The sequence below is a fragment of the Jutongia sp. genome, assembly GCF_057878315.1.
In genome coordinates this window covers 13,640-32,743 of the sequence record NZ_DBLXSO010000025.1, presented here as the reverse complement: position 1 = coordinate 32,743, position 19,104 = coordinate 13,640, and the positions used below count along the sequence as shown (strand labels likewise).

Below are 19,104 nucleotides of genomic sequence, written 5' to 3'. Positions count from 1 at the left end.
ATCCGATGGGAACCGGTAATGTAATAGAATCCATTAAAAAAATAAAACGAAAGATTCCGTTTATTCAGGTACCATGCGAGATCATATATATTGCCAGACATCATGGAATGGGTGCGGTGTATGATCTGCTGTTCTGGTCGAAGCCGCGGGCGATGCGCAAGATGGAGCTGGAAGAGATCACAGAGGATATCCGGTTCAGTATTGTCGTTCCGATGTATAACACGCAGATTTCGTTTCTGCGGGAGCTGATACAGGGTGTTAAGGATCAGGTATACAGCAACTGGGAGCTGTGTCTGATCGATGCCAGCGATAGGGATAAGGATGCGATCCGGGCGGTTTGTGAGGAGTACAGCCGGGAGGATGAGCGGATCCGCTATATTCCGGTAGAGAAGAATCAGGGAATTTCCAAGAATACGGATTACGGGATTCAGAAGGCGTCCGGAGAGTTTATTGTGCTGTGTGACCACGATGATGTTCTTCTGCCGAAGGCGTTGTATATGATGGCAGATGCGATTCACTGCTCGAATGCGGATGTCTATTATACGGACGAGGATCATCTGAATGCACGCGGTAAGCATGTGATGCCTTTATACAAGCCGGACTGGTCAAGAGACTTGTTGTACAGTCAGATGTATACCTGTCATGCATTCTGTTTCCGCCGGTCTTTATATGATCAGATTGGCGGTTTTGATGCAGAGATGGACGGCGCACAGGACTATGACTTGATGCTTCGTTTCTCGGAGATTACGGAGAATATCCGTCATATTCCGTTTGTTCTCTACTCATGGAGAGAGTCCGAGGAGTCAACGGCGAGCAATGCGGATGCAAAGCCGTACGCACATGTGGCGGGGCTGAAAGCGTTGAACGCACATCTGCACCGGAGGTATGGGGAGACTGCGGAGGCGGTCGAAACGGAGTATCCGTTTGTATATCACAGCGTATTTCATACGATGCAGACAGAGCCGAAGGTTTCCATTATCATTCCGATGAAGGACAAATGGGAGTTGACGGATCAGTGTCTGCGCAGTATTGCCGAGAAGAGCACTTATAAGAATTATGAGATCATTATTCTGGACAACCGCTCGGAGGAGCCGGGAACCTTTGCATGGTTTGAAAAGATCCAGAAAACAGACAGTCATGTCCGTGTCATCAAGGCAGACTTTGAGTTTAACTGGTCAAAGCTGAACAATTACGGAATGCAGTTTGCACAGGGAGATGTTTATATTTTCCTAAATAATGATATTGAGATCATATCGCCGGACTGGATCGAGACGCTGTGCAGCAATGCACTTCGTGAGGATGTCGGTGTGGTTGGACCGCTTCTGCTGTATGAAGATGATACGATACAGCATGCCGGAATTATTGTCGGCATGGGCGGATGGGCAGATCATGTTTATAAGGGGACAAAGGTATCCCATACGGGAACTCCGTTTGTTTCTCCACTTGTCAGCCGTAATGTTACTGCGGTGACGGGGGCATGTATGGCAGTTTCGCGTAAGACGATCGAACAGATTGGAAGCTTTGATGAGCGTTTTGTCATTTGCGGCAGTGATGTTGAGCTTTGTATCCGCGCATATGCAAAGGGCTTTAACAATCTTTATACACCGTATGCAAGATTGTATCATCTGGAATCAAAGAGCCGTGATTCATATATACCGGAGATTGATTTTAAGATGTCCTATAATTGTTATACACCTTTCCGCGAGGGAGGAGATCCGTATTATAACATCAATCTTGATTCGAAACGAGTAGTACCAAGAGAAAGCAGGGAGAAAATGGATTATCAGAAGATCAAGCAGCAATTAAAGAGAAACAGACTGGCGTCTGCTGCATACGCAAAGCTGAGAGCGGCAGTCAATCATACAAGCACAGATTACAATGTGGTTGAGGTTCAGCCGATCACACCGCGCAGACTGGATGGTTATGACAAGACACGTCTTAATCTGCTTGTCCCGTCGCTCAACGTGGAGCATGTATTTGGAGGTATTGCAACAGCGCTGAAGTTCTATAAGAAGCTTGGAGCAAAGCTGGGTGTGGATTTGCGTGTGATCACACTTGATGCGGAACTTAAGGAAGATGCGATGGTCGATATGGAAGGATATACGGTAGTGCTGTCTGACAAGGATGATGTCACAACGCCGAATCAGATTATTTCCTTTGCTAATCGTTATGGTCAGACGATCCCTGTTGGAAAGGGAGATATCTTTATGGCAACCGGATGGTGGACTGCATATACGATCATTCCGGTGATGCACTGGCAGCAGGAGACATACCGGACGCCGCTTCACAAACTGATTTATTTTATTCAGGATTATGAGCCGGGCTTTTACGCATGGTCTTCCAGATATCTGATGGCAGACAGTACCTATAAGTCCGATGTTCCGACGATCGGTATCTTTAACTCCGGACTGCTCTATGAGTTCATGAAGGGAAAGGGCTATCAGTTTGCCAATGAATTTTACTTTGAGCCGGTGCTCAACGATGCATTAAAGCAGGAGCTGATTGTCGGCAAAGACAAATATACAAGAAAAAATCAGATTTTATTATATGGCAGACCGGGAACCGTCCGGAATGCATTTGAGCTGATCATTGCATCTTTAAACGAATGGGCTGCAAAGTATGAGAAGGCAGGCGAGTGGACGATATTATCTGCGGGCGAGAGCTTCGATGAGATCGAATTGGTCAATGGAATGAAGGTCAAGTCGATCGGCAAGGTATCTTTGCAGGAATATGCCAGGGTTATGCTTGAATCCAAGATCGGTATTTCCTTGATGGTATCTCCGCATCCGAGTTACCCGCCACTTGAGATGTCTTCCTTTGGTATGAAGGTGATCACCAACAAGTACGACAATAAAGATCTCAGTGGTTTTAATGATAATATGATCTCTCTGGATAACTGTTCTGCAGCAACAGTGGCAAAGACGCTGGAACAGCTTTGCAGCCGGAAGGATCTGAACAACAAACCGGTCACGGAGGGCGCTTATTTTGAGGGCGCAGACGGCTGGGATGAGCTGATGGACGAATTGGTTCAGGTAATCGAGTAGTTTACAGAGCATGTCTGCAGCCGGTGTCGGCGGGAGACAGGAAGGCATGGTTATTATGGCAAAGAAACATGTACAAAAGGGGAATGTACAGAAAAAGAAAACACCAGCGGGAAAGGTGTCAGGGAAGAAGCTGCACATGGGGAGAAACGCAGTTATTCTGATACTCATCGCAAGTATTCTGACGTTTGTGGGTTACAATTCCATGAATATTTATCGGAATACTGTGGTATCGGAGTATATGAATCTTGATGAGACAGTGGGTTATACCATCAACGGCTCCGTTTATGCACCGGTTGAGGGAGAGGAACACATCATGAAATTCTCGACGCCGGAGCAGTTTTCGCGCGCATATGCCATTTATCTAAATAGTGGTGTGCAGGCAGATACCGCAGTTCAGGCAAAGCTGTACTTTGAAGGAAATCTGGTTCGCACGGTTGATTCTGTGATTCCGGCATCCGAGGCAAGCTGTACGATCGTAACCGGCAATGAGCAGGTGGATCAGGTGTGGGTGACCATCGAGGGCATGTTTGACTATAACAATGCCACGGCCGAGACTTTATATGAAAATGATGATAATGCGTCGCAACAGAGACTGATCAAATTAGTTCTGATGGGGTGGATCGTACTTGTGGTTCTCGCAGTTGTGCTGGCACGCACACAGAGAGTGGATACGTGGATTGACGGAATGATTGCTTCGGTGAAAGGATTGCCGGAGACGCTGCATAAGAATGGCATCCGTTATCTGAAGCGGGTCGGAGTCTTTGTTGCGGCAATGGCTGCGGGCAATGTGATATGGGCAGTGCTTCGTCCGGTCTGCCTGAAAAGTGCGTGGAGTATGACCTATACCAATATATTATTTGGAAGCATGATCGGACTGATCACTCTGCTTGTGCTGGCATATGCCCTGCGCAGACACATGAAGTTTGAGACGCTTTATATCGCATGTACGTTGATGATGAGTATGGTTCTGGCGCTCAGCCTGCCGCTTCATCTGAATTTGTCTTGGGATGACCAGATTCATTTCCAGGGAACGGCAGTCGTATCCCATATGGATTCCAAGGAGATTACCTTAAATGAACAGGATTTCTGGCAGAGCTGCTTCAGCCGTCAGTTAAAGAGCTACGGAGAGAGCAACCGCAAAGAGATGAGCCGGATTCTCAATGATAAGCAGGATCGACAGACCTCTGTTTTGACAGACTATGGTATGAGTAAGGGGGCAGTCGTTTATACACCGATGGCTCTGACCATTTTTATTGCGAGAGGTCTTGGTATTCCGGCGTCAGTATATCTCGTACTTGGAAGAATGGCGAGTGCATGGTTTTTCTTTCTGCTGGTGTATCTGGGAATGCGTCATCTCAAATCAGGCAAGCTTGTGATGGCAGCATGTTCGCTGATCCCAATCTGCCTGTTTGAAGTTTCCAATTACAATTACGATTACTGGCTGGTGGGCTTTACGATCTATGCAATCGCGTATCTGATGGGAGAATATCAGACACCGGACAAGTCGATTCGCATGAAGGATATCCTGATCATATTCGGTGCATTTCTGTTAGGTGGAATTGTGAAGCCGGTATATGTCCCACTGTTGGGACTGGCAGCTTTTCTGCCGCGCACGAAATTTGCCTCCAAACGTTTTTGGAACGGCTATCATATTTTCTTCCTTTCGATGGTCGGATTAGCGGCAGCCGGATTTGCTTTGTTGATCTTCGGTGGTTTTCTGGGAGGAGGAGATATGCGTGGCGGCACCGAGGTCAGTGCACCGGGACAGATCCAGTACATTACTTCCAATTTTAAACAGTATTGTATTGTGATCTTCAATTTCTTAAAGGATTATCTTTCAGTGAAAAATATTCAGCTGGATCTTGCTGATACCGCGTATATTACACGAAAGGAATGGCTCGGAACAGTCGTAATGATCTGGCTTCTGATCGTTGCGTTTGTTGACCGTAATAAAGAAGAAAACAAACGGATCAACTGCTTTGTTAAGATCGCGGTGATCCCGCTTGTGCTGATCGCCGTGTGGTGTGTGGCAACGGCAATGTACGTTATGTTTACACCGGTCGGATGCGGCACAGTCTATGGCTGCAGCGGCAGATATCTGATGCCGGTATTGTTCCCTCTTATGATTGTGATATCAAGGATCCGGTTTGCTGTGATCCCGCAGCCTGACAAGGTAAAGCCGTGGATTGATGCCGGCGTGTTCGGTGTGACCATGATTCTTGCCGGAGCGATGATGTCTGCGTTTGTATAATATAATGCAGGGGTCAGAAGGCTTTTTTGTCCCTTGCGTTATCAGAAGGAAATAAATAACAAAGGAAATGATTGAGGAAATAAAATGAAAAAACTTGTTATCATCCCTGCCTATAATGAGGAAGGAAATCTGGAAAAGACCATCAATGATATTACAGAGAATGCACCGGGGTTTGATTATGTGATCATCAATGACTGTTCCACGGATAATACGCTGGAAATGTGCAGACATCACGGGTTTCATTATCTGAATCTGCCGGTCAATCTGGGAATCGGTGGAGCTGTTCAGACGGGATATCGGTATGCTTTTTATCATGGGTATGACCTTGCAGTTCAGTTTGACGGGGACGGTCAGCACAGTGCGGCACATCTTGAGGATATGGCAAAGGTTCTGGAGAAATCCGGTGCAGATATGGTGATCGGATCGCGTTTTATCGAGAAGGAGGGCTTTCAGTCTTCCGGGCTGCGCAGAGTCGGGATCCGATATTTCACGATGCTGATCCGCCTTCTGACCGGCAAGACGATCACAGATCCGACTTCAGGAATGCGTATGGTCAACCGGAAGCTGTTAGAGAAGTTTACCAACGAATATCCAAAGGATTATCCGGAGCCGGAGAGTGTCGTTACGATCTTGTCAGAGAATTATAAGGTAAAGGAAGTTCCTGTTATCATGAATGAGCGGGAGGAGGGGGTTTCTTCCATTTCCCTGCGAAACAGTGTATACTATATGATCAAAGTAAGTTTCGCAATTCTGATCGCGCGAATGAAGAAATAGTGAGGAATTTATTATGACATTACGATTACAGATTATGGTGATTATATTTATTGTGCTGGCTGTGTTATACATTGTAAATCAGCTGCGCAAAAAGAAACTGGATTACCGGTTTGGACTGGGTTGGCTGCTTATTATATTTTGTATATTGGTCCTGACTGTAAGCCCAAAGCTGCTGTCTATGCTGGCAGGTTTTCTTGGAATTACACTTCCGATCAATATGCTGTTTTTCTTTGGATTTTGTTTTATTGTGATCCTTGTATTTTCGATGTCCATGATGATCAGCAGCTTAAGCGACCGCGTGAAAAAGCTGTCCCAGGAGATTGCAATTCTCCGCAAGGATATGTATGACAACTATCAGAAGCTTTCATCAGAAGAAAGAGAGGATTAAAAATATATGCTCGATAAAATAGCAGCAGTCATTTATGTGATCACCTTTGGATTTGCATATTACCGGATGTTTGTACTTCCGAAAGGAAACCGTAAATTAAACGGTGTCACATGGATTCTACTGACGCTTCTTCTTGAAGCGAGCGGACAGGCACTTGTGGCTGGTATTATCAATGCATTTCATGCTCCGGTCAATCTGTGGACCGTGTCTGCGATCAATCTTGTGATGGGACTCACCGCGTGGGGAATCTGCTTTAAGACAAAGCAGAAGAAACAGAGCTATGAATGGAAAAAATACGATATCTGCTATGCGGTGATTTTATTTGTGGCGGGTATTATATTTCTTTTTTGGTTTAAGGGATTCCGGTTAGATCCTGTTTTTTGTAACAGTGACGCAGCTGTTCATTTTAAGAATGCAATGTTCGTTGTGCGGGATGAAGCACTTCCGACCATGTATTTTTCTGAGCTTTGGAATGCAATGGCGATCCGCTGTGTGATTCCGTTTATCGGAGAGATCAATGCAGTTCGTGTGTATGTTCTGATGGACTGGCTGTATTTTGTGCTGGAGATCTGGATGTTTGTGGCAATCCTCAGAGAATATGTGGATGATGTGAAAGCAACCGTTGCAGCCGTTGTATTTACGATCATGTATCTGCTTGGCTATCCAATGCTTGGTTATCTGTACACATTTCTGTACTGGGGCATGGGAGTAATGCTGATCGGTGCCGTTTATCTTCTGTTGAAAAAGTACCGGGAGGAGAAGATATCTTATGGGTTTACGATCGTAAGCATGATGCTGTTATGTAATGCCATAACGATGTGCTACATGCTTTTTGGACCGTATGTGTTTGTGATGCTGGCATTATATCTGACATATCATTGGCTGGTTACAAAGCATAAGCTGGATCTTGCATGGCTGAAAATGTGTTTTGGCATTTTCCTTCTGCCGACAGCACTGGCGGTATATTATTGTTATTTCCAGTTCCTTGCGGCACAGTCGCTCTCTGTTGGAAGTGTTATGAGCATTGTCGGAGGAGCTTATCAGGAAGCATATGTTCATTTCATCTGGCTGCTGATTCCGTTCGTGGTGGAGGTTATTTGTTCCATCCGCCGGAAGAGAATGGATGAGACAATGCTTTTCAGTATTGGTGCCCTTCTTGTGGTCGGTGTGCTTACTGTGTTATATTTGCGTGGCAGAATTGGATACTATTATTACAGTAAGTATTTCAATGTACTCTGGTTTGCACTTTATGTGGATGCGTTCAAGGGAATGCTGCATATTTTGAAGTGGAAATGGCAGGTTGTGTGCGGATATGCGGTTGTCGTTGCGGCGGGATTTTTCGTATTCTGGTCTGTGCATATTTTTCCCGAAACAACAGCACAGATGGACGTGTACAAGTACAATACGACGCTTTTTCAGGCATCGCATAACCAGTGTGCCAAAGAATTTATGGATACCTGTCAGTATGTGATGAAAAAACTGCCGAAGAAGGATACGGTGCCAATCATGCTTGAACTCGAGTCCTATAGCACCTGCTACTGGTATGAAGGAATCACAGGGAAAAATTCCGCAGAGTATTACACCTGGAGCAACAACAAGGATGATGTGTTTTTAAATCTTGCCCAGCAGAAGGTGCCGTATTTCGTTATAGTGTATGGTTCAGGCTTGTACAAAGATTACAAAGATTTCTTTGATCAGTTTGAATGTCTTGACAGAAACAGCGTATCCGGTGTGTATGCGTCATATGCGGCAACCGATGCATCAAAATAGGAGATCAACCATGGCAGCAGAGAACAAGAAAACAAAACGGCTTTATCTGGAAGACCAGATGAGCCACAAAAGCAATAATCTGGATCTGATGAAGTTTTTGGCCGCATGGCTCGTCATTGTACACCATTCCTTTGACCTGAATGTTTCCAATGGAGAGTGGATCAAGGTGATCACGGGCGGACAGCTCGATTTCGGAACCATGGCAGTCAGCCTTTTTTTCCTGGCAAGTGGTCTTTTTATTGCCAAGAGCGTGGAGAGAGTGCAGACAGCCGGAAAGTTTTTCAAGGCAAGATTTCGCCGTGTCTGGCCACCTCTCGCAGCGGTTGTTGTATTATCCGTCATCATGGGTGCATTTATCACAACATTGTCGCCTGGGGCATATGTTTCAAATTCTATAACGTGGCGTTATCTGCTCAATGCAGTCTTCGTGCTTCAGCATGGGCTGCCGGGTGTATTTGAACATAACGTTTACGGCAGTGCAGTCAATGGGGCACTGTGGACGCTTCCGGTGGAGGTGGCGTGCTATGTGGCATGTTTTATTGTATATAAGCTTGGTCTTCTCAAAAAGAAACGGATCATAGGTGTGATGGCACTTTATCTGGTGTGTGCAGTGGCAGGTTACCGGATCTGCACGATGCTTGGGATTGGTTTGCTGATATCTGCCTTCCGTCCGATCTATTTCTTCTTACTGGGACATGTTTTATATGTATACCGGGACCGCGTTCCGGTGGACTGGCGTTTGTTTGTGCTCTCACTGGTGGGCATGGCAGTATGCTTTGCGCTGTCCTGGTCGACGGCGGCTGTCTGGATCTTTTATCCGTATGTGCTTCTTTATCCGGCATTTATGGCGAGACAGTGTGGCAGCAGACTTGCCTTTGGGGGACGTTTTTCATATACGATCTATCTATGTGCCTTCCCGATCCAGCAGCTTCTGATCCATCTGTTCGGTGGACAGATGAATGTTTATCTGCATATGGGACTGGCGTTAGTGATCGCAACAGCAGTTGGCGTTGTATTACATTATACAACGGAGAAATAAAGGGGGTTATCCGATGAAGATATTGATTACCGGAGCAGCAGGATATATTGGTCATCATGTGGTCAAGGCATTCTGCAACGCAGGGCATGATGTATATGTGTCTGATTTTTCGTACAAGGGAGTTGACGAGCGGGCAAAGAGGATTGACGTGGAGATCTTTAACGGGGAGAAAGATATCTATGAGCAGTGCGGCAGTCCGGACGTGCTTGTGCATATGGCATGGCGCGATGGCTTTGTGCATAATTCGGAGGCACACATGAAGGATCTGTCCTCTCATGTGACATTTCTGAATCATATGATCGATGGCGGTCTGAAGTATCTGACCGTTATGGGAAGCATGCATGAGGTCGGCTACTGGGAGGGTGCTGTGGATGAGAATACACCGTGCAATCCGATGTCGATGTACGGCATTGCCAAGAATGCGCTCAGACAGCAGCTTCTTCTGTACACACAGAACAAGGATGTGCATCTGCACTGGCTCAGAGCCTATTATATTTACGGCGATGACGCCAGAGGAAGCTCTATTTTTGCAAAGCTGTATCAGGCGGCAGAGGACGGCAAAACGACATTTCCGTTTACGACCGGCAAGAATCTCTACGATTTCATCCATGTGGATGATCTCGCGCAGATGATCATGAAAGCGAGTATTCAGGGCGAGGTTGACGGCATTATCAATGTATGCACCGGCAAGCCGATGTCCCTTGCGGATAAGATCGAGTCCTATATCAAGGAAAAGAACATGAATATCAGGCTGGAGTACGGTGCTTTTCCGGACAGACCATATGACTCTCCGGGCATCTGGGGAGACGCAGCGAAGATTGAAGCAATCATGGGAAATGGAGCGAAATAAGCATGAAACAGTACAATAACTACACCGCGGATGATTTTACCTTTGTTGTCTGCGCTTATCAGGAGTGCGAGTATCTGGAGGAGGCCATCCGTTCCGTAAAGGAGCAGACGATTTCCGCAAAGATCCTGATCTCGACCTCCACGCCGAATGATTTCATTCAGGGGATCGCGGACCGCTACGATATTCCGGTCTGTGTCAATCGGGACGGCGGACAGATCAAGGACTACAATTTTGCGATGGCACTGCCTGAGACACCGCTTATGATGCTGATGCATCAGGACGAGATCCTGGCACCGGCATTCCTCGAAAAGGTGCTTGATGCACTGAATCATGCGAAGGATCCGATCATCGCATTTACCAATTATCTGGAGATGCACAACGATGAGGTTGACAAGAAGCCGTCCACGATGGTGCGGATCAAGCGGATGCTTCTGTGGCCGTCTCTTGTTCATGCATGGCAGGGCACATGGATCGGCAAGCGAGGGATCCAGCTTCTCGGCAATCCGATCACGCATCCGACGGTTGTGTGCGTGAAGGACAAGATGCCGGAGCCGGTATTTTTGGAGAAGTACAAGGCATCTATGGACTGGGATCTGTGGGAGCGTTTATCCAGACAGAAGGGGACCTTTGTATATGTGAAGGATGTCCTTTTATACCATCGGATGAACGACTTAAACCAGACCGCGAAGCTGCTTAAGACAACGAATGCCAGATACGATGATGAGTATGAGATTTTCTGCCGTTTCTGGCCGAAGTGGATCGCAAAGCTGCTTATGAAGTTTTATTCCGGAGCAGCGAAATATTACTAGAGAATAATCTCTGAGAGTTTGTGCCTGCAGGCATTTGAGTGCAGGCAGAGAAAGGAATGTCAGATTATTATGCCAAAGGTGAGTTGTATCGTACCGGTTTATAATGTGGAAAAATATCTCAGGCGATGTCTGGACAGTCTGCTTTCCCAGACGATAACGGACTATGAGATCATATGTGTCAACGACTGTTCGCCGGATGGCAGCCTGGCGATCCTTGAGGAGTACCGGGAAAAGTATCCGGACAAGCTTCGTATTCTGCAGAATGAGGAGAATATGGGGCAGGGAAGGAGCCGTGCCAGAGCGATCCTTGAGGCAAAGGGAGAGTATATCTGCTTTGTGGACAGCGACGATTACATCAAAAGCGATTACATGGAAACCTACCTGACCGAGATGGAGAAGGGGGATTTTGATTTTGTGATCGGCGGCTATATCCGTGATGTGGAGGGAAAGTTTCAGGAATGTCTTGTCTCTGATTCGGACTGGAGCATTCTGACGTATACCGTGGCGTGGGGCAAGCTGTTTCGCCGGAGCTTTCTGGTGGAGAATGCGATCGACTTTTCCGATAAGCGGCAGGGCGAGGATGTTTATTTCAGCCTGCGCGTGTATTATCACTGTGAGCATTATAAAGTGATCCCGTATGCCGGCTACTATTATTATCTGAACCGCAATTCGACGACGGGCAGAATGAATTATCAGCTGAATTTTGAGCGTACGGTAACGGATATGTTTGATCTGCTGATGAAGCGCTGCGATCTGACGAAGATTTCGGAGGAGAAGCGCCGCCATATCGAGTATGATTATCTTGCGAATATGATCAATGCGCTGATCACTTATGGACATGGCTGTGGACCGGCACGCATGAAGGACAAATACGAATATTTCCGGCAGGACAGAGAGCGGAGATTTCCGGATTACCGGCACAATCCTTATGTCGGACTCCGAAAGCCGAAGGGACAGACATTAAAGATCCGCATGGGCGTCGGCGTGACAATGTTTCTTAGCAGGCTGCATCTGGAACGTCTGATGTTCCAGGTGATCTCACTGCTTCGTTAGTGCCGTGTAATAATGAGTCTTGAGAGGATTTGATCAGGAATATGGAGAAAGAACAATATTTTACATTTATCGTGCTTCATTATAACTGCTTTGAGGAAACGAAGGCGTGTGTCGATTCGATCCTTGCGCTGGAGCAGAGTGAGCAGACACAGATCGTGGTGATGGACAATGCATCCGTCAACGATTCCCTGGCGGGTCTTAAACAGACCTATGGAGACAATCCGCAGGTGCATATCCTGCACAATGAAAGCAATGAGGGCTTTTCGGCAGGTAACAACAAAGCATATGCCTATGCGAAACAGCACTGGGACTGCGAATTTGTTGTGTTTGCGAACAATGATCTGTTGTTTGAGGACAAGGAATTCATCCGTAAGGTGCGGGAGGAATATGAGGCGAGCGGCTTTGGCGTGTTAAGTCCCGATATCTTCCACACGACTCTAAAGATCCATCAGAGTCCGATCGATGAAAGACTGGTGCTTCCGGTGTCGGGCGTGCGAAAGACGATCGTGCTGAATACGGTTGCGCTGTGGATCTATCCGTTGTTTTATGCGCTTTTCGGAAAGAATATGAAGGAGACGGTGGCAGCGGCGGTTGATCTTTCCTATCGCACGGATGTCGTGCCGATGGGGGCGTGTCTGATCATTTCCGAGAGGCTGATGGAGCGCAAGGACGTGATCTTTGATCCTGAGACCCATTTTTATTATGAGGAATATATATTAAGCTGGTGGTGTGCAAAGCACGGCGTGGATATTGTGTTTCAGCCGCGGATCCAGGTGCTTCACAATCACGGCAGAGCGACGAAAAGCATCGGTGATCCGAAGCGTGTGTTAAAGTTCCGGATGCAGAATATTTTACAGGCGGCAAAGGTTTATTATAAGTTGATCCGGTGAAGGGAGAGCGTTACATGAAAGGATTTTTGGAGTTTGTCTATCTCGTATTCAAACGAAAGATCGTCTGGCGTTTCCGTAACAGGGAGAACGGAGCGAGATGCACAAACGTTTATGATATAGATTGTGTCAGTGTCGGCAGGTACACATACGGACCGATTGACATTGAAATGACGAGAAGAGATGTTATGCTTCGGATCGGAAGCTTCTGCTCCATCGCAAACGGTGTGAAGTTCATACTAAGTGCCGAGCATCCGATGGATCATCTGCTGACGTATCCGGTGCAGGAGCTGATCACAAGAGACGGCATAGATGCACAGTCCAAGGGAGATATCCGGGTGGACGATGATGTGTGGATCGGCTGTGGCGCGATGGTGCTTTCGGGAGTACACATTCATCAGGGCGCTGTGGTGGCAGCCGGTGCGATCGTTACGAAGGATGTGCCGCCGTATGCGATTGTGGCAGGAGTTCCGGCGAAAGTGATGGGATACCGTTTTGAACAGGAGCTGCGGGATAAGCTGCTTTCCATTGATTTTTCAAAGATTGACGGGGCGTTTGTAAAGGAACACCGCGATATCTTTTCGAAGGATAACCGGTATTTTGCAGAGCATCTTGATGAGCTGCCGAAGAAAGGAATGTAGGGATTAGTATGAAGATTGCGTTATTTGGAGGAGCCGGTTTCATCGGCGTGAACCTGACCAGAGCCCTTGCACAGCAGGGCGGACACGATATTACCGTGATCGACGCCAGAGAAGAGTTCTTTGCACCGTTAAAGCAGATGGAGCTGCCGGACGTGCATTTTGCCGTGTCGGAGTTTCCGGTGGAGCAGGATTTTGACCGCCTGCTGGCGGGGATGGATGTGGTCTATCATCTGGTGAGTACCACGAATCCAAGCACATCCAACAAAGGAATTTCGCATGAGCTTGAGGCAAATATAGTTGCCACATCAAGATTTCTGGAGAGCTGTGTCCGTGTGGGCGTGGGAAGGGTGATCTTTCTTTCCTCCGGTGGAACCGTGTACGGCAAGGAGCAGCAGTGTCCGCTCAACGAGAATACACCGACATATCCGATCAGCTCCTACGGCATTCAGAAGATTACGATCGAGAAGCTTTTGTATCTGTATCATTATCTGCACGGACTTGATTACCGTGTGATCCGTCTCGCCAATCCGTACGGACCTTACCAGCGTCCAAACGGCGTGCTCGGAGCGGTTGTGACCTTTACTTACAAGGCACTGCGTCAGGAAGAGATCGTGGTGTACGGGGACGGTTCCGTTGTGCGCGACTTTATTTATATTGATGATGCCGTGCGTGGAATCCTTGCGGTGGCGCAGGGGGAGAGTGAGCACCGGATCTTTAATCTGGGCTGCGGCTACGGCACAAGTATTCATGACGTGCTGGTCGAAATTGAGAAATCACTTGATATTTCTTTAAATATCACGTATAAAGAAAGCAGAAAGGTGGATGTGCCGGTCAATTATCTGGACATTTCCCGCTATGAGAAGTATTACGGAAGCTTAAATCCAATCTCTCTGGGCGAGGGTATCCGCAAAACAGCAGAATTTATGAAGGAATATTACGAATTATGAGCAAAGAAGATTTGATGGTTTCACTGGTGGTTCCCACGAATGGTGTGATCGAGTGGGTATTTCCGGTATTGGACAGTATTTATCAGGACGAGCCGGAGCACGGCCGGTTTGAGGTGATCGTGACCGACAACGGCGACAATGAAGAGTTTCAGCGTCAGATGGAGTCGTACTGCGCGCGTTATGACAATCTGATCTACCGCAAGACACAGGCGAAGCAGTTTCTGAATCAGGTCGAGGCGTTCAAGCTTGCCTCCGGGCGGCTGATCAAGTTTGTCAATCACCGGATGAAGCTTTTGCCGGGAACGGTTGAGGAGCTGATCCGCTTTGCGGCTTCCCATGAGGAGACAAAGCCGGGCATTTATTTTATGAACGGTGCGATCGCCGGGAAGAACGGCGAGGAGAAGTTTGACAGTTTTGACGCCTATGTGGCAGGCATGCGCCGGTTTTCCTCATGGTCTGCAGGCACAACGATGTGGAAGGAGGACTTTGACCGGCTTGATCCGGACATGACCTACAATGCAACCTTTCCGCATACCGATTATGTGTTCAGCGAGAAGAACAAAGCAGAGTATATCATCGACCACCGCGTGCTTTTTGAGGAGATTCCGGTAGACGATACCAAGAAGGGCAAATACGACCTGTTCCATGCCTTCGGCGTGGAGTACCCGGGATTGATGTTAGATCTGTGCCGCCGCGGCGAGATCTCTAAGGAGACGTTTCTGACAGTGAAGGAGGATATGCTCCGTCTGCTGGCAGAGCTTTACTTTGGCTATGTGCTTCGCAAGATGCCGTGTTCCTATGATCTTAGTGGATACAAATCATCCATCCCTGTCTTTTTCAGCAATGGAGCAGTGTGGCGGATGATGGTGCGGATCGGATTTGGCAAGATCTTTGGCAGAAGAGGATGAAATGAGGAGTCGATATGAAGAGAGCAGTATTTGAGAAGGATTTTATCCGTGTGGAGGACAGTGAGACAGGGACGCCGGGGGCGTTTTTAAAGTTTGCGTTCCGGGTGCAGGCTGCATTATATAAGCTGCGTTACCGGTTTGTGCATGTAAAGCCGCAGGATAAGAAATACAACGTTGCCGTCTGCGCGATCTTTAAAAATGAGGCACCTTATCTGAAGGAATGGATCGAGTTTAATCATCTGGTGGGTGTGGAGCATTTCTATCTCTACAACAACAATTCCGAGGATGATTATCAGAGCGTGCTGGAGGAGTATGTGCAGAGCGGTCTCGTCACACTGATCCAGTTTCCTTACGAGCAGGCGCAAATGAAGTGCTACAAGGACTGCATTGACAAATATGCCGGCGAGACAAAGTGGCTCGGCTTTATTGATATTGATGAATTTATCGTGCCGAAAAGTACAAATGATATTTATGGTTTTTTGAAGCCGTTCGAGACAAAGCGCGGTGCGGTAAAGCTCAACTGGCAGCTTTTCGGAACCTCCGGAAGAATGGACCGCGATATCGAAGGTCTTGTGGCGGAGGATTTCACCGTCTGCTGGCCGAAGTATTACGACGTCGGCAAATGCTTCTACAATACGGCGTTCGGTGTCAACCCGGATTCGCCGCAGAATGCGGGGATGCATCACAGCTTCTGGACGATGTACAAGGGAAGACAGCTTCCGCCGGTCAATGCATTTGACCATGTCTGCACCGGTACATTCAGCAAGGCGGACAGCAGGGATTTTCCGATCCAGCTCAATCACTATTTTACGAAGTCCTATCAGGAATATGTGATGAAGCGGTCAAAGGGAGATGTCTTTTTTAAGACGAATCCGCACGATGAGGAATACTTTTATTTTCATGAAAATCTCTGCACGGCTCAGGATCATTCTGCATACAAGTATCTGATCCAATTGAAACAGCAGATGAACCGCAAATAACAGAACGATAAGTGCTTCGATGGCAGCAGATATGCCGGAGAAGCACTGTTTGATATTTATACGGAAGAGAGACAAAGAAGGGGGACAAGCATGGCTGAGACAAGTTTAAAGAAACAGATCATGTCCGGAATGGTGTGGAAGTTTGCAGAGCGTTTTATTGCACAGGGCGTTTCCTTTGTGGTATCGCTGGTGCTGGCGCGCATCCTGATGCCATCGGACTACGGAATTATCGCGATCATCAATGTGTTTATCACGATCGCCGATGTGCTGCTGACCAGCGGTCTGAATACGGCGCTGATCCAGAAGCAGGACGTGGACGAGCTTGATTTTTCCACGATATTTTACTGCAACTTTATCCTTGGAATGGGACTTTATGCGATCCTTTTCGTGGGGGCTCCGTTTCTTGCCACTGCATATAAGATGCCGTTATTAAAGCAGGCGATCCGCGTTTTTGCGATCCGTCTGCCGATTTCTTCCTTCCAGTCGATCCAGACAGCATATATTTCCCGTAAAATGGACTTTAAGCGGTTCTTTTTCTCAACGATCATCGGAACGCTGGTCTCTGCAGTGGTTGGAATCGTGATGGCACTGAAAGGTGCAGGCGTATGGGCGCTAATCGCACAGTATCTGACAAACACGATCATCGATACGCTGTTCCTGTTTGTGACGGTGCGCTGGCATCCGAGGCTCATGTTTTCATGGAAGCGTGCGAAGCCTCTGATCGCCTATGGAAGCAAGGTTATGATGACCGACCTGATCGGAACGATCTTTAACAATCTGGGTGATTTTATCGTGGGACTGCGTTATACGACGGCAGATCTGGCATATTATACCAAAGGAAAGCAGCTTCCGATGCTGCTCAAGACAAATATCAGTACGGCACTGATCAGTGTACTTTTCCCGGGGATGTCCCAGGTGAATGATGAGAATGAAAAGGTGAAGATTTTGTCCAGACAGAGTGTGCGTATGCTAAGCTACATTATCTTTCCGCTGATGGCGGGGATGATGGTTGTGGCAAGACCGCTGACGATCGTGCTTTACACCGGCAAATGGATCGCGATGGTGCCGTTCGTCTGGGTGGTATGTCTGGAGGCGGTGATCTCGGTGCCCGGAACCGTGGCACTCCAGTGCGTCAAAGCGGTCGGACGCAGCGATATGATGCTTTATTCGGAATTTGTCAAGAAACCGATCTTTTTAATTTCTATATTTGTGGCACTTCATTTCGGGATCATGGCAGTGGCACTGACGCTGCCGGTCAATGCGCTGATCGAGCTTGTGATCAACAGCTATATGACCGGGAAAACGATCCGCTATCACATCGGAGAGATCCTGGCGGATGCGTTTCCTGCATTTACACTGTCAGCTCTCATGGGAGCTGCTGTCTATGGTATTTCCCTGCTGTCCTGGCACAATCTTGTGCTGGAGCTTTTCGTGCAGGTTATTGCCGGTGGAATCTGTTATATAGTGCTGTCATGGATTTCACATAACCCGGAGTTTGGGATGATCCTTCGCGTGATAAAGTCACGCAAAGCCAGTCAATAAGCTTCATGTACTGCTTTTCGAGTACATGGATGCGGATCAGCTCGATCAGGGAGCAGACGATAAAGACAAGCAGGACCACCACGATCGAATAAGGGATCAGAAGCCTGTCTTCCGCAAATGCGGCGTTTCGGAAAATATGACGCCAGAGGAACGGACGTACATAGCGGTTATCGTGGATGAGGTAAACGCCGAAGGTTGTTGCGGAGATCAGATTGATCGCCGGAATGTACGGCATTTTGATCTTGGAAAATCCCAGAAACATTGTGATCGAGATCAGCACGATCGGAATCTGATGCATCTCATAGAAGAAGGTGGCATTCATGCCGAAGAACGGCAGCCTCAGTCCGAGAAAGTCGAAAACGACAGCGGAGCCGAAGGTCAGCAGGATCAGGAAGCCGGACACCAGCAGATAGGTACGTCCCGTGATCGTTGATTCCTTGGCGTGAAGCCGGATGTAGCCACTGATCAGATACAGGTAAATGAACCAGAGCAGGTCGTTGCATTCCCATGTCTCGTAGAGAAAGGTCGGGATAATGCACCAGCAGAAGGTCATCAGTGCAAGCATCTGCAGATAGGTTGTTCTGTCAAAGGAGCGGATCGCCTTATTGATAAAAGGTGACAGCAGATAGAGTACAAAGTAGCCGCTTGCGAACCACCAGCGGTCATAGGTGATCGGAAGTGCGTTCTTGACCAAATCTTTTGCACTAAACGGTGTCGGTCTTAAAATGACAAATAATACATAGATCAGAACGGAATAAGTAAAGATCTGGATCCACATCTTGATCGCTTTATTGATCTTCAGAGAATCTGCCGTGATCAGAAAATATCCCGAGATCAGTACGAAAACATCGACACCGATCTTGCCGCCGATCTGGATAAACTGGATCCAAAGCCGGTTTATTGTGACCGTATTGATCGGAAAATCAAAATTCCCATGTACGGAAAAATGATGAGCAACGATCATGATCATTGTGATGATGCGCAAAAGCTCGATATTGGACTGGCGTTTTTGCGCCGGAGCCGCTGTTGTATTTGCAGAAATTTCCTGATTCATTTGTAATATCCTTTCTTGAAAACCCCAATAAAATATACCCATATACTTCTATTTTAACCGAGACCGGAGCGATATGCAATAGGCAGAAACAGCCGGATCATCCGTTGACTCCCCTGCTGCGGGAGAAGGCGGAAATACTGCGTCTGCCGTGTGCCTGAAAACGGTCG

Annotated in this window: 16 protein-coding genes; 15 read left to right on the top strand and 1 reads right to left on the bottom strand. The window is 47.5% G+C overall.

What is annotated here, in order from left to right:
- The first annotated feature begins 5 nt into the window (after positions 1-5).
- From ACZLMD_RS07610 to ACZLMD_RS07540, 15 genes are all read left to right on the top strand, one after another.
- Positions 6-3,044, top strand: coding sequence for a rhamnosyltransferase WsaF family glycosyltransferase (locus tag ACZLMD_RS07610; RefSeq protein ID WP_484107295.1), 3,039 nt, complete (start codon positions 6-8; stop codon positions 3,042-3,044).
- Between the two features lie 55 nt (positions 3,045-3,099).
- The gene (locus ACZLMD_RS07605) at positions 3,100-5,295 is read left to right on the top strand and encodes a DUF2142 domain-containing protein (protein WP_484107294.1); all 2,196 of its coding nucleotides are present in this window, start codon (positions 3,100-3,102) and stop codon (positions 5,293-5,295) included.
- Positions 5,296-5,379: 84 nt separating this feature from the next.
- On the top strand, positions 5,380-6,069 hold the full coding sequence (locus ACZLMD_RS07600) for a glycosyltransferase family 2 protein (RefSeq protein ID WP_455057157.1): 690 nt from the start codon (positions 5,380-5,382) through the stop codon (positions 6,067-6,069).
- A gap of 13 nt (positions 6,070-6,082) precedes the next feature.
- Complete coding sequence (locus ACZLMD_RS07595; protein ID WP_484107293.1) at positions 6,083-6,457, top strand: DUF2304 domain-containing protein; 375 nt, start codon at positions 6,083-6,085, stop codon at positions 6,455-6,457.
- Positions 6,458-6,463: 6 nt separating this feature from the next.
- Positions 6,464-8,227, top strand: a complete 1,764-nt coding sequence (locus ACZLMD_RS07590) for a hypothetical protein (RefSeq protein WP_484107292.1) — start codon at positions 6,464-6,466, stop codon at positions 8,225-8,227.
- A gap of 10 nt (positions 8,228-8,237) precedes the next feature.
- On the top strand, positions 8,238-9,266 hold the full coding sequence (locus ACZLMD_RS07585) for an acyltransferase family protein (protein WP_455057160.1): 1,029 nt from the start codon (positions 8,238-8,240) through the stop codon (positions 9,264-9,266).
- A gap of 13 nt (positions 9,267-9,279) precedes the next feature.
- Positions 9,280-10,116, top strand: a complete 837-nt coding sequence (locus tag ACZLMD_RS07580) for an NAD-dependent epimerase/dehydratase family protein (RefSeq protein WP_022306297.1) — start codon at positions 9,280-9,282, stop codon at positions 10,114-10,116.
- A gap of 2 nt (positions 10,117-10,118) precedes the next feature.
- Positions 10,119-10,925, top strand: a complete 807-nt coding sequence (locus tag ACZLMD_RS07575; RefSeq protein WP_022306296.1) for a glycosyltransferase — start codon at positions 10,119-10,121, stop codon at positions 10,923-10,925.
- An 18-nt stretch (positions 10,926-10,943) separates the two neighbouring features.
- Entirely contained in the window at positions 10,944-11,978 is a 1,035-nt protein-coding gene (locus ACZLMD_RS07570) for a glycosyltransferase family 2 protein (RefSeq protein WP_489495488.1), read from the top strand.
- A gap of 41 nt (positions 11,979-12,019) precedes the next feature.
- Entirely contained in the window at positions 12,020-12,868 is an 849-nt protein-coding gene (locus ACZLMD_RS07565) for a glycosyltransferase (protein ID WP_022306294.1), read from the top strand.
- 14 nt (positions 12,869-12,882) lie between these two features.
- Entirely contained in the window at positions 12,883-13,506 is a 624-nt protein-coding gene (locus ACZLMD_RS07560) for a CatB-related O-acetyltransferase (protein WP_489495486.1), read from the top strand.
- Between the two features lie 8 nt (positions 13,507-13,514).
- Positions 13,515-14,453: an NAD-dependent epimerase/dehydratase family protein gene (locus ACZLMD_RS07555; protein WP_455057165.1), complete on the top strand. Its 939-nt coding sequence runs from the start codon at positions 13,515-13,517 to the stop codon at positions 14,451-14,453.
- Entirely contained in the window at positions 14,450-15,361 is a 912-nt protein-coding gene (locus ACZLMD_RS07550; RefSeq protein ID WP_489495485.1) for a glycosyltransferase family 2 protein, read from the top strand. Before ACZLMD_RS07555 ends, ACZLMD_RS07550 begins: the two co-directional genes overlap by 4 nt.
- Positions 15,362-15,375: 14 nt before the next feature.
- Entirely contained in the window at positions 15,376-16,341 is a 966-nt protein-coding gene (locus tag ACZLMD_RS07545; RefSeq protein ID WP_022306290.1) for a glycosyltransferase family 92 protein, read from the top strand.
- A gap of 90 nt (positions 16,342-16,431) precedes the next feature.
- Positions 16,432-17,883 carry a lipopolysaccharide biosynthesis protein gene (locus tag ACZLMD_RS07540; protein WP_489495484.1) on the top strand — a complete coding sequence of 484 codons (1,452 nt, stop codon included), beginning with the start codon at positions 16,432-16,434 and terminating at the stop codon, positions 17,881-17,883.
- Here ACZLMD_RS07540 and ACZLMD_RS07535 read toward each other — a convergent pair.
- Positions 17,780-18,937, bottom strand: coding sequence for an acyltransferase (locus ACZLMD_RS07535; RefSeq protein ID WP_484108872.1), 1,158 nt, complete (start codon positions 18,935-18,937; stop codon positions 17,780-17,782). The two genes, ACZLMD_RS07540 and ACZLMD_RS07535, sit on opposite strands and share 104 nt — an antisense overlap.
- Positions 18,938-19,104 lie beyond the last annotated feature (167 nt).